The organism is Sphingobium sp. B12D2B, from assembly GCF_025961775.1.
Taxonomy (GTDB): domain Bacteria; phylum Pseudomonadota; class Alphaproteobacteria; order Sphingomonadales; family Sphingomonadaceae; genus Sphingobium.
Genome location: NZ_JAOQOH010000001.1, coordinates 1,474,292 through 1,492,256 on the forward strand (window position 1 = coordinate 1,474,292; position 17,965 = coordinate 1,492,256).

The following is a 17,965-nucleotide window of genomic DNA, read 5'->3' on the forward strand; positions in this document are numbered from 1 at the left end:
GATCGCTCCGCCTAGCGACCGTGCTGGAAGACCTGCTCCAGCGCACCTTCGATCTTGGCGCGGGCCTGCATATAATCGGCGAGCAGCGCGTCACGGTCCCGCGCGGCCAGGGCGTCGATCAGCTTGCGCTCTGGGCTCTCGCCCATCGTGCGCGGCATGAGCGAGCGATAGCGGTCGGTCAGCCGCCAGAGCCGGGTCGCTTCGCGTAGCAGGATGCGCTCGGGCGATAAAGCGAAGAGGGCGAGGCGCAGATTTTCCAGCGCCAGAGCCCAATTGGTGAAATCGCTCACCTGATCCATGGCATCCAGCGCATCGAACTGGCGGCGGAATTCGCCGATTTGCGCGTCGGTCGGCCAGACCGCCGTGGCGAGCAGTTCCGCTTCCAGCCAGCGGCGCAGCTTGTAGAGCTGGCGGGCTTCCTCCAGTTCCAGCGGCGCCACGAAATAGCCCCTGTTATGGTCATGGCGCAGGAAGCCTTCTGCCGCCAGCAGCTTGAGCGCCTCGCGAATGGGCACCTTGCTGCGCCCGAACCGGTCGGCAAGCTGGGTCTGCCCGAGATGTTCGCCCGGCAGCAACGTGCCCCGCACGATCAGCGCCCGCAGTTCATCTGCCACCACATTGGGCAGGGAGTCCCCCATGTCGATCTGCGTGGCCAAATATGTGCTCCTTGCGGCTGGTGGCAGTGCGCCATGGAAGAGGATTTTGGCGGGCGAGGCAATAGGCAGGGGCGGGAGGCGGGGAGGTGGCTGCGATCAACTCTTGTGCGGGGAGACGGTGACGTGAATGGCGCCCTCGATCCCGCGCCCGGCGGTGGCGAGGATCGCTTCATGCACCTGCTCCAGCGGGAAATCGTGGCTGCACAGCTTTTCGGCCGGCCACTTGCCGCTGGCGAGGATATCGAGGGCCATCTGTACCGCGCGATAGCTGTGGCCCCGTGGTGCGCGCACGGTGAGATAGCGCTTCTTGATCTCGCCCAGCGGCACCGAAGCGCTAAGGCCATTGAGGCTGAGCCAGGCGCCCTTCGCCGACAGCGCTACCGCCTGCTCGGCGATCTTGCCATCGGGATCGCCGGTGGTATCCACCACCACATCCACGCCCATGCCGCCGGTCGCCCGCATGACCACGGCTGCAAGATCCTCCTGCTGCACGTCCACGGCGATGTCGGCACCGAGGCTGAGCGAGAGATCCAGCCGGGCGCGGTCGCGCGTCATGCCGGCGATGATGACGGTGAGCGCGCCCGCCTGCTTGGCGGCCAATGCGCAACTCAGGCCCTGCTGGCCGGGGCCGAAGACCAGCACGGTCTTGCCCAGTCCCGCGCCGCCATCCAGCACCGCCCATTGCACGCCATTGCCGAGCGGCACCGCGAGGGTCGCCAGCCGGGCGTCCATGTCCGCCGGAATCTTGTGGATGACGGCATTGGGCGCAAGATACATATATTCCGAGAAACCACCCCACAGATGCGGCGGAATGTCCGCATTGCACGTGCCGTAGCGCAGGGTGTTGAACCGATCCTTCACGTTGAAGAAGTCGGCCTCCATGCACAGGCGGAAATCGCCCTGGCGACACCAGTGGCAATGCCAGCAGGGGAGATACTCGTGCAGGGCGATGCGGTCGCCGGCGCGCAGGCCCCAGCGCTGTGCCGCAGCGCCGCCGATGCGGGCGACGGTGCCGACATTCTCATGGCCCATGATGCAGGGCGCCGTGTTTTCCCGCCGATACATTTCGGGGTCACTGCCGCCGACGCCCGAGGCCTCGACTTTCAGCAGGCCATCATTGTCGCCGAGGGGCGGGAACGGAAATTCTCTGATTTCAGATCGTTCGATATCGACCTTCACGGCAGCACGAGACACGGACTCCATCATTCCCCTCCAATTCTCGTCGCGAAGGCCCGTTGCGCTCAGGCCCGGCCCCAGCTCTTGCCGTAAACACGCATCGCCGTCCCGCCCAGGATCATCTCCTGTTGCGCGGCTGTGAGATTGCGTACCGCTGCGCGACCAAGTGCGGCCATATAATCATAGCTGCCGGGCGATTGGGTGATGTCCGATCCCCAGATCATCCGCTCCGCGCTGAACAGATCGCACACGCGCTCGATGACGGGGCAGGGGTCGATCCCCGCCTTGTCCAGCCGCCCCAGCGGAATGGTCGTGAACTTGACGACGACATTGCCGAACTGCGCGATCGACCGCAGCCGATCATCGATGCCATGGTCCGGGCCGCCGGCATCGCTCTGAATGGAGCTGAGATGGTCGATGACCACCGTCAGGCCCGGCACTTCGCGCAATATCCGCTCCAGATGCGCCAGCCCGATGTCGCGGTTCCACGGGAAGAAATGGACGCAGACCGGCACGTCGAGCGTGGCGGCGGCTTGCCAGGCATTGCGTGCCACCGGGGAGTCGAGCCAACCGATGTCCGAGCCCTTGATGAGTTCCATCAGCCGAATGCCGACGGCGCCATGCTCGCCGACCCAATATCGCACGGCCTCCCCACAATCCGCCTGCGTGGCATCAATGGAGCAGACGGCGGCGAAGCGTTGCGGATAGCGCGCGGCGCTGTCGCAAACATAGCGACTGTCGAACCCGTAGATTGATCCGCGCTGCACGAGCACGGCCCGCTCGACGCCGGACTTGTCCATCTCCTCCAGCAGCGTCTCGGCCGTCATGAGATTGTCGAACGCCATCGGGGGCAGCAGACCGCCCGGCGGTGCCGGCGGGTAGGTGACCTTGTCGTCGGAGACAAGATGGGCGTGGCAGTCGATCATGAGCGAAAATTGCACCCGTCAGTGAGACGAGGGACCGGCGCTGCGCGCCGCCGCATCTTGATCAGGCCGCCACATCCGAGCGCATTCAATGCGCGAAGCCGACGATTGAAGCCTGTCCAAGACCATTCCCCCCTTGAAAGCCGCCAGCGGGTCTGTCGCCCGCTGACGATCGACCGTTCTTGCTCAGGCGAACGCGTTGAGCGCGCGCAGCTTTTCTTCATAAGCCGCGCGTTCATCCGGCGGCAGGAAGTGGCGGAAGTGCGGCCCCTTGGACATCGCCGGAAGCCCGTCGGCAATGCGCTGCCAGCTCTGCGCCTCGTCCCGGCTTGCGTAGAGTTCCCCGCAGGCGGAGCCGGCGAAGAGCTCCACGCCGCCCTCGGCAGAATCGTGCATCGCCGCGACTTCCAGATTGCCGGCGATCGGATCGGCCATGCCGACCATGCTAGTCCGCCAGGTCTTGCCATGGTCCGTGCTGATCATGAACTTGGGATAAGCCGTGCCTTCCGCGCCCCAATTGGGATTGGGGTTCATGCCGGCGCCGACCATGAACATCAGCTCCTTGCGGGGATGCACGAACAGCGGGTCCGGATAGGCGCAGGGGTGGCTGGTGTCGGTCAGGCGCTCCCAGGTCTCGCCACGGTCCGCCGTATGATACAGGCCGATGCCGGTGGTGAGGAAAATCTCGGCGGCGTTGTCGCGATAGAAGGTCACCCGGTGCTGGTCGCGGCGGAACTTGTCGTCCGGGCGCTCCATGGAGTTGAGCGACGTCCAGCTTTCCCCGCCATCTTCGGTGCGCAGCAGGTCGCCCTGCTCCACGCAGATGTAGATCGTCTCCGGCTCGGACGGATGCGCAGCGATATGCTTCACATGGGGCTGGGAGCGAGGGAAAAACCAGTGCTCGGTGCCCTCGACCTGCGTGCAGCCGGGATAAGCCGTCCAGCTCTGCCCCAGATCGAAGCTGCGGTAGAACATCACCGGCTCGGTGCCGACATTGAGGATCGTCCGGTCGCCATCATGCTGCACGAGCAGGCTGTAGACATGGCCGGATTGCAGGCCGTTATTGCGCGCTTCCCAGCTCTTGCCATGGTCAGAACTGACCATCAGGCCGCCCTCATAATGCAGGCCGGCGAACAGCATGTCCGTCACCTCGTCATAGACGAGCGCGCTGACATGATGGCCGGGGAGCAGCATATCGGGCTGCCGGGTCCAAGGCGCATCAAGATTGTCCCGGCGAAAATCCACCACGCCGTCCGCGGTGGCGATCAGCATCCGGTTTGCGGCGCTTTGGCTGGCGGAGCTCGTCTTTCCGTTCGCGGAAATGCAGATGATCGTGGATTTGGCAGCCTCTGCCATGGGATGTGCTCCAGCAATAGAATATATCGTTTTGTATAACAATCTATTCCAGTCTTCAAGCCTTGCGCTGGAAGAATATTCTACCGGCATTGCCACCGAAGATTGCCGCGACACTGGCGGGGCGGTGCTGCTCGAACACATCGCGCGTCCAGCCGAGCGCATTGGCATAGCCCTCGCGCGAGGAGACGACGGGGAAGTCGCTGCCCCACATCAGCCGGTCTGGCCCGAAGGCGTCCAGCAGCTCGATCAGCGGTGCGCCGCCCGCCGGGTCGAGCACAGGCCCGGATGCAGGCAGAGGCTGACCGACGGGTCGGGCAATCAACTGCCCCAGCGCGGGAATCTTGACCGTGATATTGGGGAAGCGCGCGAGCGCGAGCAGTGCCGTCCAGGTTTCGGGCTTTCGGTCGCAATCGGGTCTGACCCAGCCGGCCAGATGCTCCAGCATGATCGGCAAATTCGGGACGCTGCCGATGAGATCGGCGAACGCGGGCGATACAAACTGCGCGCTCGGCCCGCCGCAACTGATGACAAGGCCGTGCCGCTCCGCAGCCCGCCAGATGGCGAGCGGGTCGTCACCGGGGCTGCGGGCATCGGGCCGCAGGCGTAGGCCGGCCGCACCGTCATCCGCCAGCATCCCAAGTTGGTGCACCGCATCGGGCGCCGCGGGATCGATGGCGCCGACGCTGACGAAGCGATCCGGATAGCGCGCAACGCAATCGCGCTGATAGCGATTGTCAAACTGCCCAAGGATCTGCGTCAGCACCGCCTGCGCGACATTGTGGCGGTCCATCTGGAAGAGCAGGGTTTCGACCGGCTCGAACCACAGGGGCGAGACGTGGCAATGGGCATCGATCAGGAGCACGGCATATCCTCACAGGCTGTCATCGCCGGGGGTGGGCCGATATCGTTAGCGTAAAATGTTAGGCGATTCTAGCCGTCGGCTTAGTCCTCGTCGCGCACGGCGAGCTGGCTCAAATGGCGCGGGATGCGCCGACGCATGAGGAGGGTCGCGACGAACCCGATCAGCGCGACGGCCAGCATGGCGCCGCGATACTCCATCAGCCCCGGCTCCGCATGGCCGGTAAATTGCGTCAGGAGGCCAAGCAGCAGCGCCGTGAGCGAGACCGCCAGCGCTGCGAACAATTGCATGGAAATGCTGGCGAGCACATTGCCCTGCGTCATCGTGTCCTTGTCCAGACTGACATAGGTCAGCGAGGTCATGCCGGTAAACAGCACGGAGCGGGCCAGTCCGGCGACGAGCAGCGCCACGAAGATCAGGGCAGCGAGCCAGGGGCCTTGATCGGCCAGGGCGACCACGGCGATCGCGGCCAGCCCTGCGAAGCTCGAAAGCATCACCGGTCCCGAGAAGCCGAAGCGGTCGAACAGGGGGCGAATGAACAGCTTGGCAAGCAGATCGCCGCCATTGAGCGCCATGAGCATGACGCCGGCCAGAATGGGCGTGAAGCCATAGGCCATCTGGAACATGAGCGGCAGGCCGAAGAGCATCGCGCGCGCCGGGATGCGGACGATGGCGCCCGCGCCGATCACCGTCGTCCGGAAGCTCGGATCCTTGAGGGCATCGAGCTTCAGCACCGGGTCCGGATGGGTGCGAATATGCTTCAGTCCGGCAAGGCACAGGACCGTGCCGACCGCGAGCAACATCCAGGGCAAGGGGCGACCGACGCCGCTGGCCAGCCGGTCGAAGCCGGTGAGCAGGCAGACGAGCGATCCGCCCAGCAGCGCGGCGCCGACCATGTCCAGTCGTCTAGAGGCATCGGGCGGGCTGGCCGGAATGGTGCGCCATGCTGCGAGCAGCAGAGCAATGGTGACGGGGATGTTCAGCAGGAAGATGAATTCCCAGCGCGCATATTGCACGATGAATCCGCCAATCGAGGGACCGAGCGTCGGCGCGATGAGCATGGGCATCGCCACGATCGCCATCGCATCGACCAGTTCCTCCTTGCTGGTCTGCCGTAACAGCAGCAGCCGGGCCACCGGGGTCATCAGCGAGGCCGTGGCTCCTTGGAGGGCGCGCGCGGCAATGAACGGCCAGAAGGAGGGCGCGGCGGCACAGCAGATCGAGAAGAAGGCAAAGCCTGCCGTCGCGATCATGAACACGGTCTTCGGGCCAAAGCGCTCGGCCGCCCATCCGCTGATCGGCAGCAGCGCGATCTGCATGGTGAGGTAGATGGTGATGGCGAGGCTGAGCTCGATGGCGGGCAGGCCAAAGTCGGTTGAAATCTGCGGGATCGCCACCGCCAGCACGGACGCATCGAGCTGGACCATGAACATGGCGGTCGACGCAATGAGGATCGCGCCGCCACTCTTCAGGGACAGAAACCGCTTCAAGCCAGGTCTGTCCGCTCGCGCAGTGGCCGGCTAGCCGATGGCGTCTTCGTCTGTTTCTTGCGGAATGAACTCATGGGGGCGTTGCCGTGCGGCGGCCTTTCGGCTGAGGAACAGGGTGATCAATATGCCCATAATGCCGAAGAGCGCGCCGACCATCTCAAAATTCGTCATTTCGAGCGGATTGAGACTCATCATGTCGACCTGGCCGTCGAGTTTGAAGCTGAAGTTCGCCATTCGTCTGTCGATCCCTGCTTAAAGTGCCCGCATCAGCCGGGACGGCCGCTTCCAAATCGGCTGCGGCGCAGTCTTCGCCTTGAGCAGCGGCAGGAAGTAGTTGGCATAAGCCGCGAGCAGAATGAGGTGCATGACCAGATTGCGCGTCACCGAGAGCTGGACGTGGGGCAGGGGCACCCACGGCACATTGGTCAGGAAGATCATCAGCGTCACCGGCATCAGAAGCGTCAGCGCAAGCGGCACGAAGCGATTGAGCAGCAGGCAGGCGCCGGCGGTCAGCTCGATGATCTTGGCATAGGTGAACAGGTTGAGATCGGTGGCGGCGAGCACGAACTCATTGCCGGCCGCCGCGCCCATCTTGGGCTGGGGCCAGAAGAGGATGAAGTAGTTGAGGCCGGAAACGAGGTTGAAGCCGCCGAGATAATAGCGGCAGAAGACGACACCGTATTTTTCGATCACGCTCCTCATGCGCGTCCTCCCCTGACTTCCGTCCGCCCCTCGTGTCTCACTTCCCCTTGGGAATGGCGAAGGCCCCCGCCTTGAGTCCGGCGGCGGCGCGGCCATAGCCGGTCATGGCCCGGTCCCAAGTGAAGGCGAAGTGCTGCGCGCCGGAGTTCATGTCGCGGAACAGCCGTTGCATGGCGCTGCCATCATAGATGGCGCTGCCGCCCGATGCCTCGAAGATCCGGTTCGCGGCATGGCGCGCGCGCTGCACGCCCCACGCCCAGTTGCGCGAGATTTGCGCGCCCAGAAGCGGCGTGATTTCCGCGGGGTCGCGGGCCTCATCCACCATGCGGGCATCCTCCAGGATCAGCGCCAGGGCAGCGTCGACCTCGGCGCCAATCTCCGCGATGCGGGCGAAGGTGGCGGATTGCTCGGCGACTTCCAGCGGATCGGCACCGTCCAGGCGCTTGCCGATATCTGCCGCAAAGCGCTGCACCATGCCCCGCGCCATGCCGAGCGGCGCGCCCACGATGGAGAAGGGCGCGATGTTGGAGAAGGGCATGCGGTAGACCGCACCCTCATGCACGCGCGCACCTGGGGTGGAACCGGCCAGCATGTCGGCCAGGCTGCAACTGCGATGGGCGGGGATGAAGGCGCTGTCGATCTTGATCGAGCGGCTGCCCGTCGCGCGCATACCCATGGTGAACCAGTCGTCGACGATTTCGATCTCGGACTTGGGCAGGACGAAGAAGCGCGGCTCCATGCGGCCATCCGCCTTCTTCACGGCATTGCCGATGATCACCCAGCTCGCATAATCGATGCCGGAGCAGAAGCGCCCGGCGCCGCCTGTCAGCCGGTAGCCGCCATTTTCCTCCACGACCTCGCCACCGAGGCGGAAGACGGTGCCGATGAGTGTGGTGGGATCGTCCATCACCTCGCGCTGCGCCTGCTCGGGGAAGAGGTTGATGAGCCAGCTATGCCCGGCCAGTACGCCGAAAATCCAGGCCGCCGAGCCAGACATAGTGCCGATCTCTGCCGTGACACGCACGAGATCGGCAAAGCCCAGCTCCGATCCGCCAAGGTTGCGCGGCATGACGATGCCGAACAGGCCCGTCTGGCGGATGGCATCGACCACATGCGGGGAGAGGCGTCGGGCGCTCTCCGACTCGGCATCCGCCGCCGCGATCTGCGGGAGCAGCGCCCGAATGCGCGCAATCGCATCCGCACTGGATTCGAGGACCGGGTAACGGCCCGCAATATCCAACGTCGCAACGTCCGCGCTTGCTTGGCTCGCCATGTTCGTCATCCTTCCTCCATTGCGTTCATCTTCGGGGCGTCCGTCGGCTCATTGAGCGCCGCAGCCCCTTCTGCCCGCGATTGACCCGCGATGCAGGATTGTTATACAAACAGGTATCCGATAATGAAGCGGACATCAACACCTCACGTTGCCCGTCCGTGTAACGACCACAAAAGAGCATCGGCAGGAGAGCAGAGCATGGCAGAGATCGTTCTTGGTATCGGCACGAGCCATGGCCCGATGCTGGTCACCGAAACCGAGAGCTGGGGCCTGCGCGTTCCCGCCGACAAGGCCAACAAGCATGCGTGGAAGGGCGGCACCTGGACCTTCGATGAGCTAGTGGAAGCACGGGCCGGGGAGCGGCTCGGCGAGCAGACCGTTAAATCCGTGTGGGACGAGCGGCAGGCGCGTTGCCAGCAGAATATCGAGGCGCTGGCCGACCTGTTCGAGGAGGCACGGGTGGACGTGGCCGTGATCGTCGGCAACGATCAGGACGAGATCTTTCGCAAGACGCTCAACCCCGCCTTCGCGGTGCATTATGGCGACACGATCACCAATTACGAGTTCACGCCGGAGCGGCTGAGCGAACTGCCGCCGGGCATTGCGCCATCGCTCAAGGGTTATATTCCCGCTGGCGGCGCGGATTATCCGGGCTGCCCGGACCTGGCGCTCAAGATCATCGAGCAGGCAATGGCGGACGAGTTCGATGTCGCGGCGATGTCTGCCCTGCCGCGACCGGAGGCGCCCCACGCCTGGGGCTTCGTCTATCGCCGCATCATGCGCGACCGGCCCTGCCCGAGCGTGATGGTGACGGTGAACACCTTCTTCCCACCCAACCAGCCGAGCGTGCGGCGCTGCTACAAGTTCGGCCAGTCCCTGCTGGAAGCGATCCGCGGTTGGGACAGCGACAAGCGCGTCGCGCTGTTCGCCAGTGGCGGGCTGACTCATTTCGTCATTGACGAAACAGTGGACAAGACGTTTCTCAACGCACTGGAAAGCAAGGATTTCGATCCGGTCTTCAACATGGGCGAAGAGACGTTCCGTGACGGCACGTCCGAGATGAAGAACTGGGTGCCGGTGGCCGGCGCGATGGCGCAGCTTGGGCTGGAGGGCCATGTGCTCGATTATGTGCCCTGCTATCGCAGCGAGGCCGGGACGGGCAATGCGATGGGGTTCGTTTACTGGAAGTGAGGGCGGGGCGAGGGCGGTTGGCGCCGCCCGCCTACCTCAGTGGGTCCAGTCGAGCGTCAAGTTCTGGAAATGCCAGCGCAATTGCGCTGGCGTCGCGCCATCCACATCATTGACCCGCCGCAGCACGGCTTCGCCTTCCATGCGCACCGGTCGCCCATCGCGATCCTTGCCGGTGATCGTGACGGGCGCCGTGTAGTAGCTGGAGCCCGCCGCCCCCTCCATCGTGCCGTCCGGCATTGCGACCATGATATTGGAGAGGTCGGCGAAGAGCGCCGCGAACGCGCTCTCACTCCACTTTTCCTTGTCCGCTGGCGCGAGCAACGCCCAAGCCTGATCGAAAGCCCGCTGCTCGATCGCGCGCGCGAAGGAGATCAGTACGTTGCGCGCGCCTTTTACGGTGCGTTCCGCTTCCGGTGTCAGCACCGGCGGGGTGAAATCGGGCACGGCGGCACGATTGCTGGCCGCACCTGCTTCGCCGGCGGCCGGAGGCTCGGTTGGACCTTCCGCGTTGATCGCTGCCGGACTGGCCGCGTTGGACGGATCGATGGTCTGATTTTCTCCCGTCGGCGCACCGCCGCAGGCAGCGAGCGAGAAGGCGGGAATCAGCAGAATGAGTTTGGCGCTGTTCATGGCCAAAGAACCCGCAAGGCCAGCCGGCCGTTCCCGGCCTAAGGGTGCGGCGTTCTACCGCAGCAACGCTTCCCGCAGCACTTCGGCCGCCTCCCGGGGGCGGTCTTCCATGCCGACCAGATCATGGGCGCGGTGGACCAGATCGCGCAGATGATGAAGCTGCTCGGAATCATAATGCGTGTCGCCGCCGGCCTTGAGGGCAATGTCGATCAGCCGCCAGAGTTCGTCCAGCTCGCTCTCGCGGTAGATGCATTGTTCGGCGCCACTGCTGCGCTGTAGCCGGTCGGCCAGCGTCTGGATCGTCAGGTCCGAGAAGTTCTCCACCGGCAGAATATCGTCCAGGTCCACGCAGTATCTCCAGTTCAGTGCGGCGGCTGCCCCGCCTTATCGGGCCGGCGCGCATGCCGGCAACTTTTGGGTAGTGACTTTTCGGGCGAGCCACGATATTTATATCTTATTGTCTAACAATGTCAGGTGCGTCAAATGCTCTCTCACGAAGATAACGAGCTGCTTTGCAGGATCGGTCCCGGCACGCCGATGGGCGAGTTGATGCGCCGCTTCTGGATGCCGGCCCTGCTGACTCAGGAGTTGCAGGCAGACGGCAAGCCGGTGCGCATCAAGCTGCTTGGCGAAGAGCTGGTCGCCTTCATGGACAGCGAGGGGCGGATCGGCCTGCTGGATGAGCATTGCCCGCATCGCGGCAGCTCGCTGGCGCTGGGCGTGAACGGCGAGTGCGGCCTGCGCTGCCTGTTCCATGGCTGGAAGTTCGATGTGACCGGTCAGTGCGTGGACACGCCGGCCGAGCCGGAAAATTCCAAGCTGGCCAAGGCAATGCGGGTCAAGGCCTATCCCACACGCGTCGCGGGCGGAATGGTGTGGACCTATATGGGGCCGAAGGAGAAGGAGCCGGTGTTCCCGCACTTCCCCTGGTTCGATATGCCGCCGGGCAGCTGCGAGGCCTTCAAGGTCATCTACGAGTGCAACTACGCGCAAGCGCTGGAAGGCGCGGTCGACAGCTCGCATGCGGGCATCCTGCACCGCGACAGCGCCTGGGATCAGCCGGCGAAATGGCCGCACGAGAAGGATCTGCGGCCAAAGCTCGAGATCGAATATACCCGCTACGGCATGCGCTATTGCGCCGTCCGCAACGATGGCGAGCAGAAGCAGGGCCGCATGACGCAAGTGCCGCTGCCCTTCTACACCTTCATTCCGCCCGATGGCCCCAAGGCGCCGGAATTCCGCCGCAATCGCCGGCTGGTCAATGCCTTCGTGCCGCGTGACGACTACACGACCTGGCACATCCAGTTCTTCTACGATCCCGGCCAGACCATCGACCGCGAGCACCGCATGGGCGAGGCGAACACGCCGCATGACGAACAGTTCTTCAAGACCAACGGCATGTCGGTCTGGTACAATCAGGACCGCGAGATGATGCGGACGCAGAACATGTCCGGCATCATCGGCGTGGCGCTGCAGGATCATGCCGTGAGCGAGACGATGGGCAAGATCGCCGACCGCTCGAAAGAGCATCTCGGGCGCTCGGACATGGCTGTCGTGGCGTTCCGGCGCATGATGCTGAAGGCGGCGCGGCGGCTGGCGGAGACCGGCGAGATGCCCGAGGCTGATCAGGGGCAGTTCGACTGGGGCCAGATCACGGCCGAGACGTTCAACTTCGAGCCGACGCAGAAGTGGCAGGATATCCAGCCGCTCGGCGATGATCTCCAGCCGGTGGGCGCAGCAGCTTGATGGCGCATTTTCTGGTCGAGTATCGCGAGCTTGGCGCTGCCGAGCTTCGCGAGGCCAAGCGGCCCGAGCATATCGCCTATCGCAAGGGGTTCGGGCCAGCCATGCCGCTGACCGGCCCCTTGCTGGACGAGGATGACCGCCCCATCGGCAGCGTCGTCATCATTGAGGCTGCCGATCTCGACGCGGCGCAGGCGGCGGCGCAGGCTGATCCCTATGTCGCGGCGGGCGTGCTGGACCTGGTCTCGGTCCGGCGGTTCCGGATTGCCGCGATGAAACCGCCGGCTGCCTAGGCGGAGCAGGCGGATCAGCCGACGAAATCGTAGCGATAGGCGTCGCCATCACTGCGAACATGACCGACGGAGTTGCCCCTGAAATGCGCGGGGCAGCATAATGTATCGGTATCCGCCAGCCGTGCGAGCAGCGACTGGCGCACCTGCGCGGCGGCATCGCCATCGTCATCGAACATCAGCGGCAGGTCGGGCCGCAGGAGCTGGACAGGGTGGTGGATCACATCGCCCCAGAATGTCGCCGCCGCGCCGCCGCCCTGCGCGTGGACGAGGCAACTGCCCGGCGAGTGGCCATAGGCGGGCTCCAGCCACACGCCATCGCCAATCTCCTTGAACGCCGCGCGTGGATCGTCGGTATCGACGATGTCGGCCAGCCCGGCTTCCACCACCGGCAGCACCGAATCCTCATAGGCTTCGCGATGGGGCGGAATATCCTGCTGGGTGGACCAATGATCATAATCGCGCTTGCCGAAGATGTAGCGCGCATTGGGGAAGGTCGGCACCCAGCGGCCATTCTCCAGCCGGGTGTTCCAGCCGACATGGTCCATGTGGAGATGCGTGCAGAGCACCATGTGAATATCCTGCGGGCGCAGGCCGAGCTTCGCCAGATTCTCGAGATAGGGCGTGTCGAGCATGTGGATGTCGGGCACACTGCGCGTCTTGCAATTGCCGTTGCAGCTGTCGATCAGGATGTTCTGGCCATCGAGCTGGACGACGAAGCTGTGCATGCTGAGCGTGACGAGGGAGGTCGCCGGGTCGCCGGTCAGGCTGTCATCGCGATACCATTGGGCAAGGCCGGCGAGATCGTCCGCCGTCACCTGCGGAAAGATCATCGCGAGCGGCATGGCCGACTCCATTTCCATGACACGACTGATCGTCATCCGGCCCAGAGTCTGCGGCGTCATGCGAAATCCTAATACATGATTGCCTAGCAATTCATGCGCGTTACAAAGGCGCTGTCAACTCGAATCGGCGCAATTCGGGTGGGGTCGCGGAGCGGGAGAAGATGGTATGTTCAAGCCAATGGTGGTTTCTGCGCGGATGCTGCTCGGCATCTTCAGCCTGCTGAGCGGCCTCAACTGGTTCTTCGGCTTCATGCCGCTGCCGAGCATCTACATGCCGCTCGATGCACCGATGAAACATGTGGTCATCACCGAGATGATCCGGACCGGCTGGATGTTCCAGATGGCCAAGGTGGTCGAAATCCTGCTGGGCCTGTCGCTGGTTTTCAACCGGGGCGTCCCGCTGATGCTGGTGGTCGCCTTCCCGGTGATTTTCGGCACCTTCATGCTCGATGCGCTGATCCTCGATGATATCTGGGGCTGGATACAGGGCACGGTGACCAATGCGCAGGTGCTCGCCGCCATTGGCGACATGATCATCGGCGGCCTGTGCGTGCTGCTGATCCATCTGTGGCTGATCTGGTGCTACCTTGACTATTATCGTCCCATGCTTGCCTGGAAAGCGACGCCGAAGGAGGCCGGGCTATGACCGTGCAGACCACATCGCCCCGCGACGCCCGGTCCAAGAGCCGGCGCTGGCTGCGGATCGCCTTCTATGCGTTCGGCTGGTTCGCCATCGCGCTGCAGGCCTATAATTTCTATCTGTTCGTCGGGCTGATCGGCAAGTAGCCCGGCGGTCAGGGCTGGGCGGGCTCGCTCGCCAGATCCGACGACAGCTCCTCCAGCGAGCGGCCGCGCGTCTCGACCATCATGAACAGGGTGAAGAGCAGCTGCAGCACCATCATGAAGGCGAAGAAGCCGAAGATCCATACCGGCGCGACGCTGGCGAGCACGGCAGGCATGATCAGTGTGAGGGCGGCGGCGAGCACCCAATGCGTGCCGGTGCCGAGCGCCTGACCCGTGGCGCGGGCATTGTTCGGGAAGATTTCCGAGATGTAGACCCAGATGATCGCGCCCTGGCCGATGGCATGGGCGGCGATGAACAGGAAGATGAAGACCGGCACCAGCGTATAATGCGCGCTCGCAAAGCCATAAGCGACCATGGCCAGCGAGACGATGTAGCCGACCGAGCCGATCAGCATCAGCTTCCGGCGCCCGGCACTGTCGATCAACGCCATGCCGACGAGCGTGAAGACCAGATTTACTACGCCGACGCCCACCGTGGCGTATAGCGTGGCGCTCGCCTCCGCGCCGGTCAGGCCGAAGATGCGGGGTGCATAATAGATGATCGCGTTGATGCCGGAGAGCTGGTTGAAGAAGGCGACCAGGAAGGCGAGCATGATCGGGCGGCGCAGATGCCCGTCGAAGAAGCGGCGCAGCGTCATCCGGCTTTCGCCAGCGGGGTCGGCTGTGGCGCGGATCGCCTCGATATCGCCGCCGGCCATGGTCAGCACGCGCCGCGCCTCGGCTTCATTGCCCTTGTGCAGCAGCAGCCAGCGCGGGCTCTCCGGCAGCACGACGGTGGCGAGGAGGAAGAGCGCAGCGGGGATGGCCGGGATGGCGAGCATGATCCGCCAGTCCGCCGGGTGTGCGCCGCTGATCAGCGCGTTGGAGACATAGGCGATGAGAATGCCCAGCACGATCATCGTCTGGAATAGGATACCCAGCCGGCCGCGCCAGGCCGGCGGGGCAATCTCCGAAATATAGGCGGGCGCGGCGATCGAGGAAGCGCCGATGGCGAGGCCGCCGATAATGCGGAAGGCCATGAACGACCACGGGTCCCACGCCAGTGCCGATCCGATGGCGGAGACCAGATAGAGGATGCCGATCCAGATCAGCGTCGGCTTGCGGCCATAGCGATCGCTGGGGATCGCGCCGAACAGGGCGCCGACCACCGTGCCCCACAGGGCAGAGGATATGGCGAGCCCGTGCATCGCGCTGCCCATCGACCAGGTCCGCTGAATGGCCATTTCCGCGCCTGAAATCACTGCGGTGTCGAAACCGAACAGCAGGCCGGCCAGCGCCGCCGTGAAAGCCCAGAGCGAAATAGAGCGATTGGGCATGGCGCGTCTCCTGTCCGGTTAGCGGTCGGTCAATTTATCCAGAAGAACGCTGGTGCCGATCTCGCTTTGTTATACGATCATGAATAAAGATGATTCGCAATGGATTGCAAGATGAGGATTGAGGAGAGCGATGATGCCCCCATTTCAAAGGCCTGACGCCAAGCTAGCTGCGCGGTTTTCCGGGGGCAAGGCGCTTTTCGCGCTCGGTGCTCTGGGCTTGCTGCTGGCCGGGTGCAACGGGGCCGCGCCGGATGCGCAGAACAATTCGGCCGCGGCGAATGCGAGCACGGTACAGACCGGCGATCTCAAGCTCACTTATGCCATGCCGCAGGCCAAGGGTGAGGAGATCGCGTACCGGGTCTTTCTGCCATCAAACTGGCGCGCAGACCGGCACTGGCCGATGGTGCTCATCCTGCATGGCTACGGCAACACGGCTGATGGCCCCTTTGACGATGCCGGGGGGGCGCTTCAGCGGGAGGCGGAAAAGCATGGCTTCGTGGTGGTCTCGCCCAATGGCTATAATGGCATGGCCGATTATGGCGCCAATCTTCCGCTCCCCTCGGCGCTGCCCGACATGGGGAAGAAAGCGACGATGACGCCGGAGCAGCAATCCGCGCTGGCCGAGGCGGATGTGCGCAACGTGGTGGCCAAGGCGATGGCGGATTATAATATCGATCCGCGCCGCGTGTATCTGATGGGCAATTCCATGGGCATGACCGGGGTCCTGCATTTCGCGCAGACCGATCCGCAGCGTTGGTGCGCCATCTCCGCGAGCGGCGGGCCGCCCTGGCCGGACTATCCGGTCGAGCAGCTGAAGCCCATCTCCAGCGTGCTGCTGGTGCATGGCGGCAAGGATGATCGCGCGAACGCATCCGACACGCAGACGCTGACGGAGCGCCTGAAAGCTGCCGGCATCGATGCGCGGATGGAACTGATTCCCGAGGGCACGCATGGCGATGCCTGGGTGCGCTATCTGCCGCAGACGCTCGACTTCTTCGCGACCCATGATTGCGCGAGCGGGGGCCGTGCCAATGGTTGATCGCATGAGGAAGACCGCCGGGAGAGGCCGCTTGCTGGCAGCCCTGACGATGGCAGCTACGCTCGTGGCAGCGCCCACTTCAGCTCAGGCGCAGGGGGGCTCGGCGGAGGCCCCGCGCGCCGCGACGACCTATGGTCCCGTCGTCGGTACGCGCGATGATGACGTGCTGGTGTTCAAGGGCGTGCCCTATGCAGCTGCGCCGACCGGCGAGCTGCGTTGGCGGCCGCCTGCAGAGCCGGCGGGCTGGACCCGACCCCGGCAGGCGACGACCTTTGCGCCAGCCTGCCCCGGTGGGCTGCCGGCGCGCAAGGATACGTCCGAGGATTGCCTTTATCTCAATGTCTGGACGCCGCAGATGGGCGCGCAGGCCAAGCGCCCCGTGATGGTGTGGATCTATGGCGGCGGCTTTCGCGGTGGATCGACTGCGCTGCCGATCTTCAATGGACGCGCGCTGGCGCAGCAGGGTGTGGTGCTGGTGAGCTTTGGCTATCGGGTCGGCGCGCTCGGCTTCCTCGCGACGTCGGAGTTGAGCGCTGAATCGCCCCATGGGGCCTCGGGCAATTACGGGGTTCTCGATGCCGTTGCCGCGCTGCGCTGGGTGCAGGAGAATATCGCCGCCTTCGGGGGCGATCCGCAGAATGTGACGGTGTTAGGCCAGTCCTCCGGCTCCGAGACAGTGAACATCCTCACCGCCTCGCCGCTTGCCAAGGGGCTGTTTGCCAAGGCCATCGGCGAATCCGGTTCGTCCTTCGGCGTGCGCGCGGCCCTGCCGCTGCGCAAGGCCGAGAGCCTGGGCGAAGCGTTCATGGCGGAACGCGGCGTGACCAGCCTTGCGGCCTTGCGCAAGCTGCCCACGGACAAGCTGCTGATCCCGGACGATCAGAAATATGAGCCAAATGTCGACGGCTGGCTGCTGCCGCGCAGCGTGCGCGAGATTTATCTGGCCGGGGCGCAGAATGATGTGCCGATGATTATCGGTGGCACCACGCAGGAATTCGGGCGCCCGCCCGAGATCAGCCGGGAGGCGCTGAATGCGGGCCTGCAGGCCGAATATGGTCCGCTGGCACCGGCCATCGCTACCGCCATCGGTGCAGATGGGGAGGCCGATCCCACCGATGCCCGCTGGCGTCTGACCAATGTCGAGTGGGGGAATTTCACCGCCGCGATGTGGTCTGGCCTGCAGACGAAGACCGGCCGGGCGCCAGTCTATCGCTATGTCTTCGATTATGCGCCGCCCCAACCGGCCGGCCGCCCGCGCACGGCCCATCATGGCGCGGAGCTGGCCTATATCTTCGGCAATTATCAGCCCGCAGGGCGGACGCTCGATGCCGAGGAGCAGATGATCCATCGGCTGCTGAGCGGATACTGGCTGAACTTCGCGCGCACCGGCAATCCCAACGGAGCCGGTCTGCCGCAATGGCCGGCTCATGGCGTGCCGGCCCATGTCGCGCTGCGCTTCGGTGCGGAAGGCGCGGCGCCGATCGGCGAGCCCGAACCCGTGTTGCTCGACCTCATCGACCGACATTATCACGGCGAGGCCGACGAAGCGGATCAGACCATAAAACCGCGTTGAACGCGAAGGTAGCGGAGAGGGGGAAAGCTTATGCGGACAAGTTGGATCAAGAGGCTGGCACGACTCGCGGTGGGCGTCATGCTCGCTTGTGTCAGCAGC

The 17,965-nt window shown here is 64.5% G+C and carries 20 protein-coding genes; 7 read left to right on the forward strand and 13 right to left on the reverse strand.

The window, feature by feature from the left end:
* Positions 1-11: 11 nt before the first annotated feature.
* The 9 genes from M2335_RS07000 to M2335_RS07040 form a co-directional block, all read right to left on the reverse strand.
* A complete protein-coding gene (locus M2335_RS07000; protein ID WP_264594222.1) occupies positions 12-656 on the reverse strand; it encodes a GntR family transcriptional regulator in 645 nt (214 codons plus the stop codon).
* A gap of 96 nt (positions 657-752) precedes the next feature.
* Positions 753-1,859 (reverse strand): zinc-dependent alcohol dehydrogenase, encoded by a 1,107-nt coding sequence (locus tag M2335_RS07005; RefSeq protein ID WP_264594223.1) that lies wholly within the window; start codon positions 1,857-1,859, stop codon positions 753-755.
* Positions 1,860-1,897: 38 nt separating this feature from the next.
* Complete coding sequence (locus M2335_RS07010; protein ID WP_264570795.1) at positions 1,898-2,758, reverse strand: amidohydrolase family protein; 861 nt, start codon at positions 2,756-2,758, stop codon at positions 1,898-1,900.
* Between the two features lie 183 nt (positions 2,759-2,941).
* On the reverse strand, positions 2,942-4,111 hold the full coding sequence (locus M2335_RS07015) for a WD40/YVTN/BNR-like repeat-containing protein (protein ID WP_264570794.1): 1,170 nt from the start codon (positions 4,109-4,111) through the stop codon (positions 2,942-2,944).
* Positions 4,112-4,166: 55 nt separating this feature from the next.
* Complete coding sequence (locus tag M2335_RS07020) at positions 4,167-4,973, reverse strand: amidohydrolase family protein (RefSeq protein WP_264570793.1); 807 nt, start codon at positions 4,971-4,973, stop codon at positions 4,167-4,169.
* Positions 4,974-5,053: 80 nt separating this feature from the next.
* Positions 5,054-6,460: an MFS transporter gene (locus tag M2335_RS07025; RefSeq protein ID WP_264594224.1), complete on the reverse strand. Its 1,407-nt coding sequence runs from the start codon at positions 6,458-6,460 to the stop codon at positions 5,054-5,056.
* A gap of 30 nt (positions 6,461-6,490) precedes the next feature.
* Positions 6,491-6,694 (reverse strand): hypothetical protein, encoded by a 204-nt coding sequence (locus M2335_RS07030; RefSeq protein ID WP_181560124.1) that lies wholly within the window; start codon positions 6,692-6,694, stop codon positions 6,491-6,493.
* Between the two features lie 18 nt (positions 6,695-6,712).
* A complete protein-coding gene (locus M2335_RS07035) occupies positions 6,713-7,162 on the reverse strand; it encodes a hypothetical protein (RefSeq protein WP_264594225.1) in 450 nt (149 codons plus the stop codon).
* A 37-nt stretch (positions 7,163-7,199) separates the two neighbouring features.
* Positions 7,200-8,435 (reverse strand): acyl-CoA dehydrogenase family protein, encoded by a 1,236-nt coding sequence (locus M2335_RS07040; RefSeq protein ID WP_264594226.1) that lies wholly within the window; start codon positions 8,433-8,435, stop codon positions 7,200-7,202.
* 198 nt (positions 8,436-8,633) lie between these two features.
* Here M2335_RS07040 and M2335_RS07045 point away from each other — a divergent pair, with 198 nt between their 5' ends.
* Complete coding sequence (locus tag M2335_RS07045) at positions 8,634-9,626, forward strand: protocatechuate 3,4-dioxygenase (protein ID WP_264594227.1); 993 nt, start codon at positions 8,634-8,636, stop codon at positions 9,624-9,626.
* Positions 9,627-9,662: 36 nt separating this feature from the next.
* Here the strand turns inward: M2335_RS07045 and M2335_RS07050 are convergent, their stop codons facing one another.
* Together M2335_RS07050 and M2335_RS07055 are read right to left on the reverse strand one after the other, a co-directional pair.
* The gene (locus tag M2335_RS07050) at positions 9,663-10,256 is read right to left on the reverse strand and encodes a hypothetical protein (protein ID WP_264594228.1); all 594 of its coding nucleotides are present in this window, start codon (positions 10,254-10,256) and stop codon (positions 9,663-9,665) included.
* Between the two features lie 54 nt (positions 10,257-10,310).
* Entirely contained in the window at positions 10,311-10,604 is a 294-nt protein-coding gene (locus tag M2335_RS07055; RefSeq protein WP_181560119.1) for a hypothetical protein, read from the reverse strand.
* Positions 10,605-10,739: 135 nt separating this feature from the next.
* On the opposite strand from M2335_RS07055, the gene M2335_RS07060 reads away from it, so the two are divergent.
* Complete coding sequence (locus M2335_RS07060; RefSeq protein ID WP_181560118.1) at positions 10,740-12,002, forward strand: Rieske 2Fe-2S domain-containing protein; 1,263 nt, start codon at positions 10,740-10,742, stop codon at positions 12,000-12,002.
* Positions 12,002-12,292: a YciI family protein gene (locus M2335_RS07065; protein WP_264594229.1), complete on the forward strand. Its 291-nt coding sequence runs from the start codon at positions 12,002-12,004 to the stop codon at positions 12,290-12,292. Before M2335_RS07060 ends, M2335_RS07065 begins: the two co-directional genes overlap by 1 nt.
* Positions 12,293-12,306: 14 nt before the next feature.
* Here M2335_RS07065 and M2335_RS07070 read toward each other — a convergent pair whose 3' ends face one another.
* Entirely contained in the window at positions 12,307-13,194 is an 888-nt protein-coding gene (locus tag M2335_RS07070) for an MBL fold metallo-hydrolase (protein ID WP_264594230.1), read from the reverse strand.
* Between the two features lie 106 nt (positions 13,195-13,300).
* Here M2335_RS07070 and M2335_RS07075 point away from each other — a divergent pair, with 106 nt between their 5' ends.
* The gene (locus tag M2335_RS07075; RefSeq protein WP_181560115.1) at positions 13,301-13,780 is read left to right on the forward strand and encodes a hypothetical protein; all 480 of its coding nucleotides are present in this window, start codon (positions 13,301-13,303) and stop codon (positions 13,778-13,780) included.
* Positions 13,777-13,920: a hypothetical protein gene (locus M2335_RS07080; protein ID WP_264594231.1), complete on the forward strand. Its 144-nt coding sequence runs from the start codon at positions 13,777-13,779 to the stop codon at positions 13,918-13,920. The genes M2335_RS07075 and M2335_RS07080 overlap by 4 nt, the downstream gene beginning before the upstream one ends.
* Positions 13,921-13,928: 8 nt before the next feature.
* Here M2335_RS07080 and M2335_RS07085 read toward each other — a convergent pair whose 3' ends face one another.
* On the reverse strand, positions 13,929-15,254 hold the full coding sequence (locus tag M2335_RS07085) for a sugar porter family MFS transporter (protein WP_264594232.1): 1,326 nt from the start codon (positions 15,252-15,254) through the stop codon (positions 13,929-13,931).
* Between the two features lie 133 nt (positions 15,255-15,387).
* On the opposite strand from M2335_RS07085, the gene M2335_RS07090 reads away from it, so the two are divergent.
* Complete coding sequence (locus M2335_RS07090) at positions 15,388-16,293, forward strand: dienelactone hydrolase family protein (protein WP_264594233.1); 906 nt, start codon at positions 15,388-15,390, stop codon at positions 16,291-16,293.
* A gap of 31 nt (positions 16,294-16,324) precedes the next feature.
* Positions 16,325-17,866, forward strand: a complete 1,542-nt coding sequence (locus tag M2335_RS07095; protein WP_264594234.1) for a carboxylesterase/lipase family protein — start codon at positions 16,325-16,327, stop codon at positions 17,864-17,866.
* Positions 17,867-17,965: the final 99 nt, after the last annotated feature.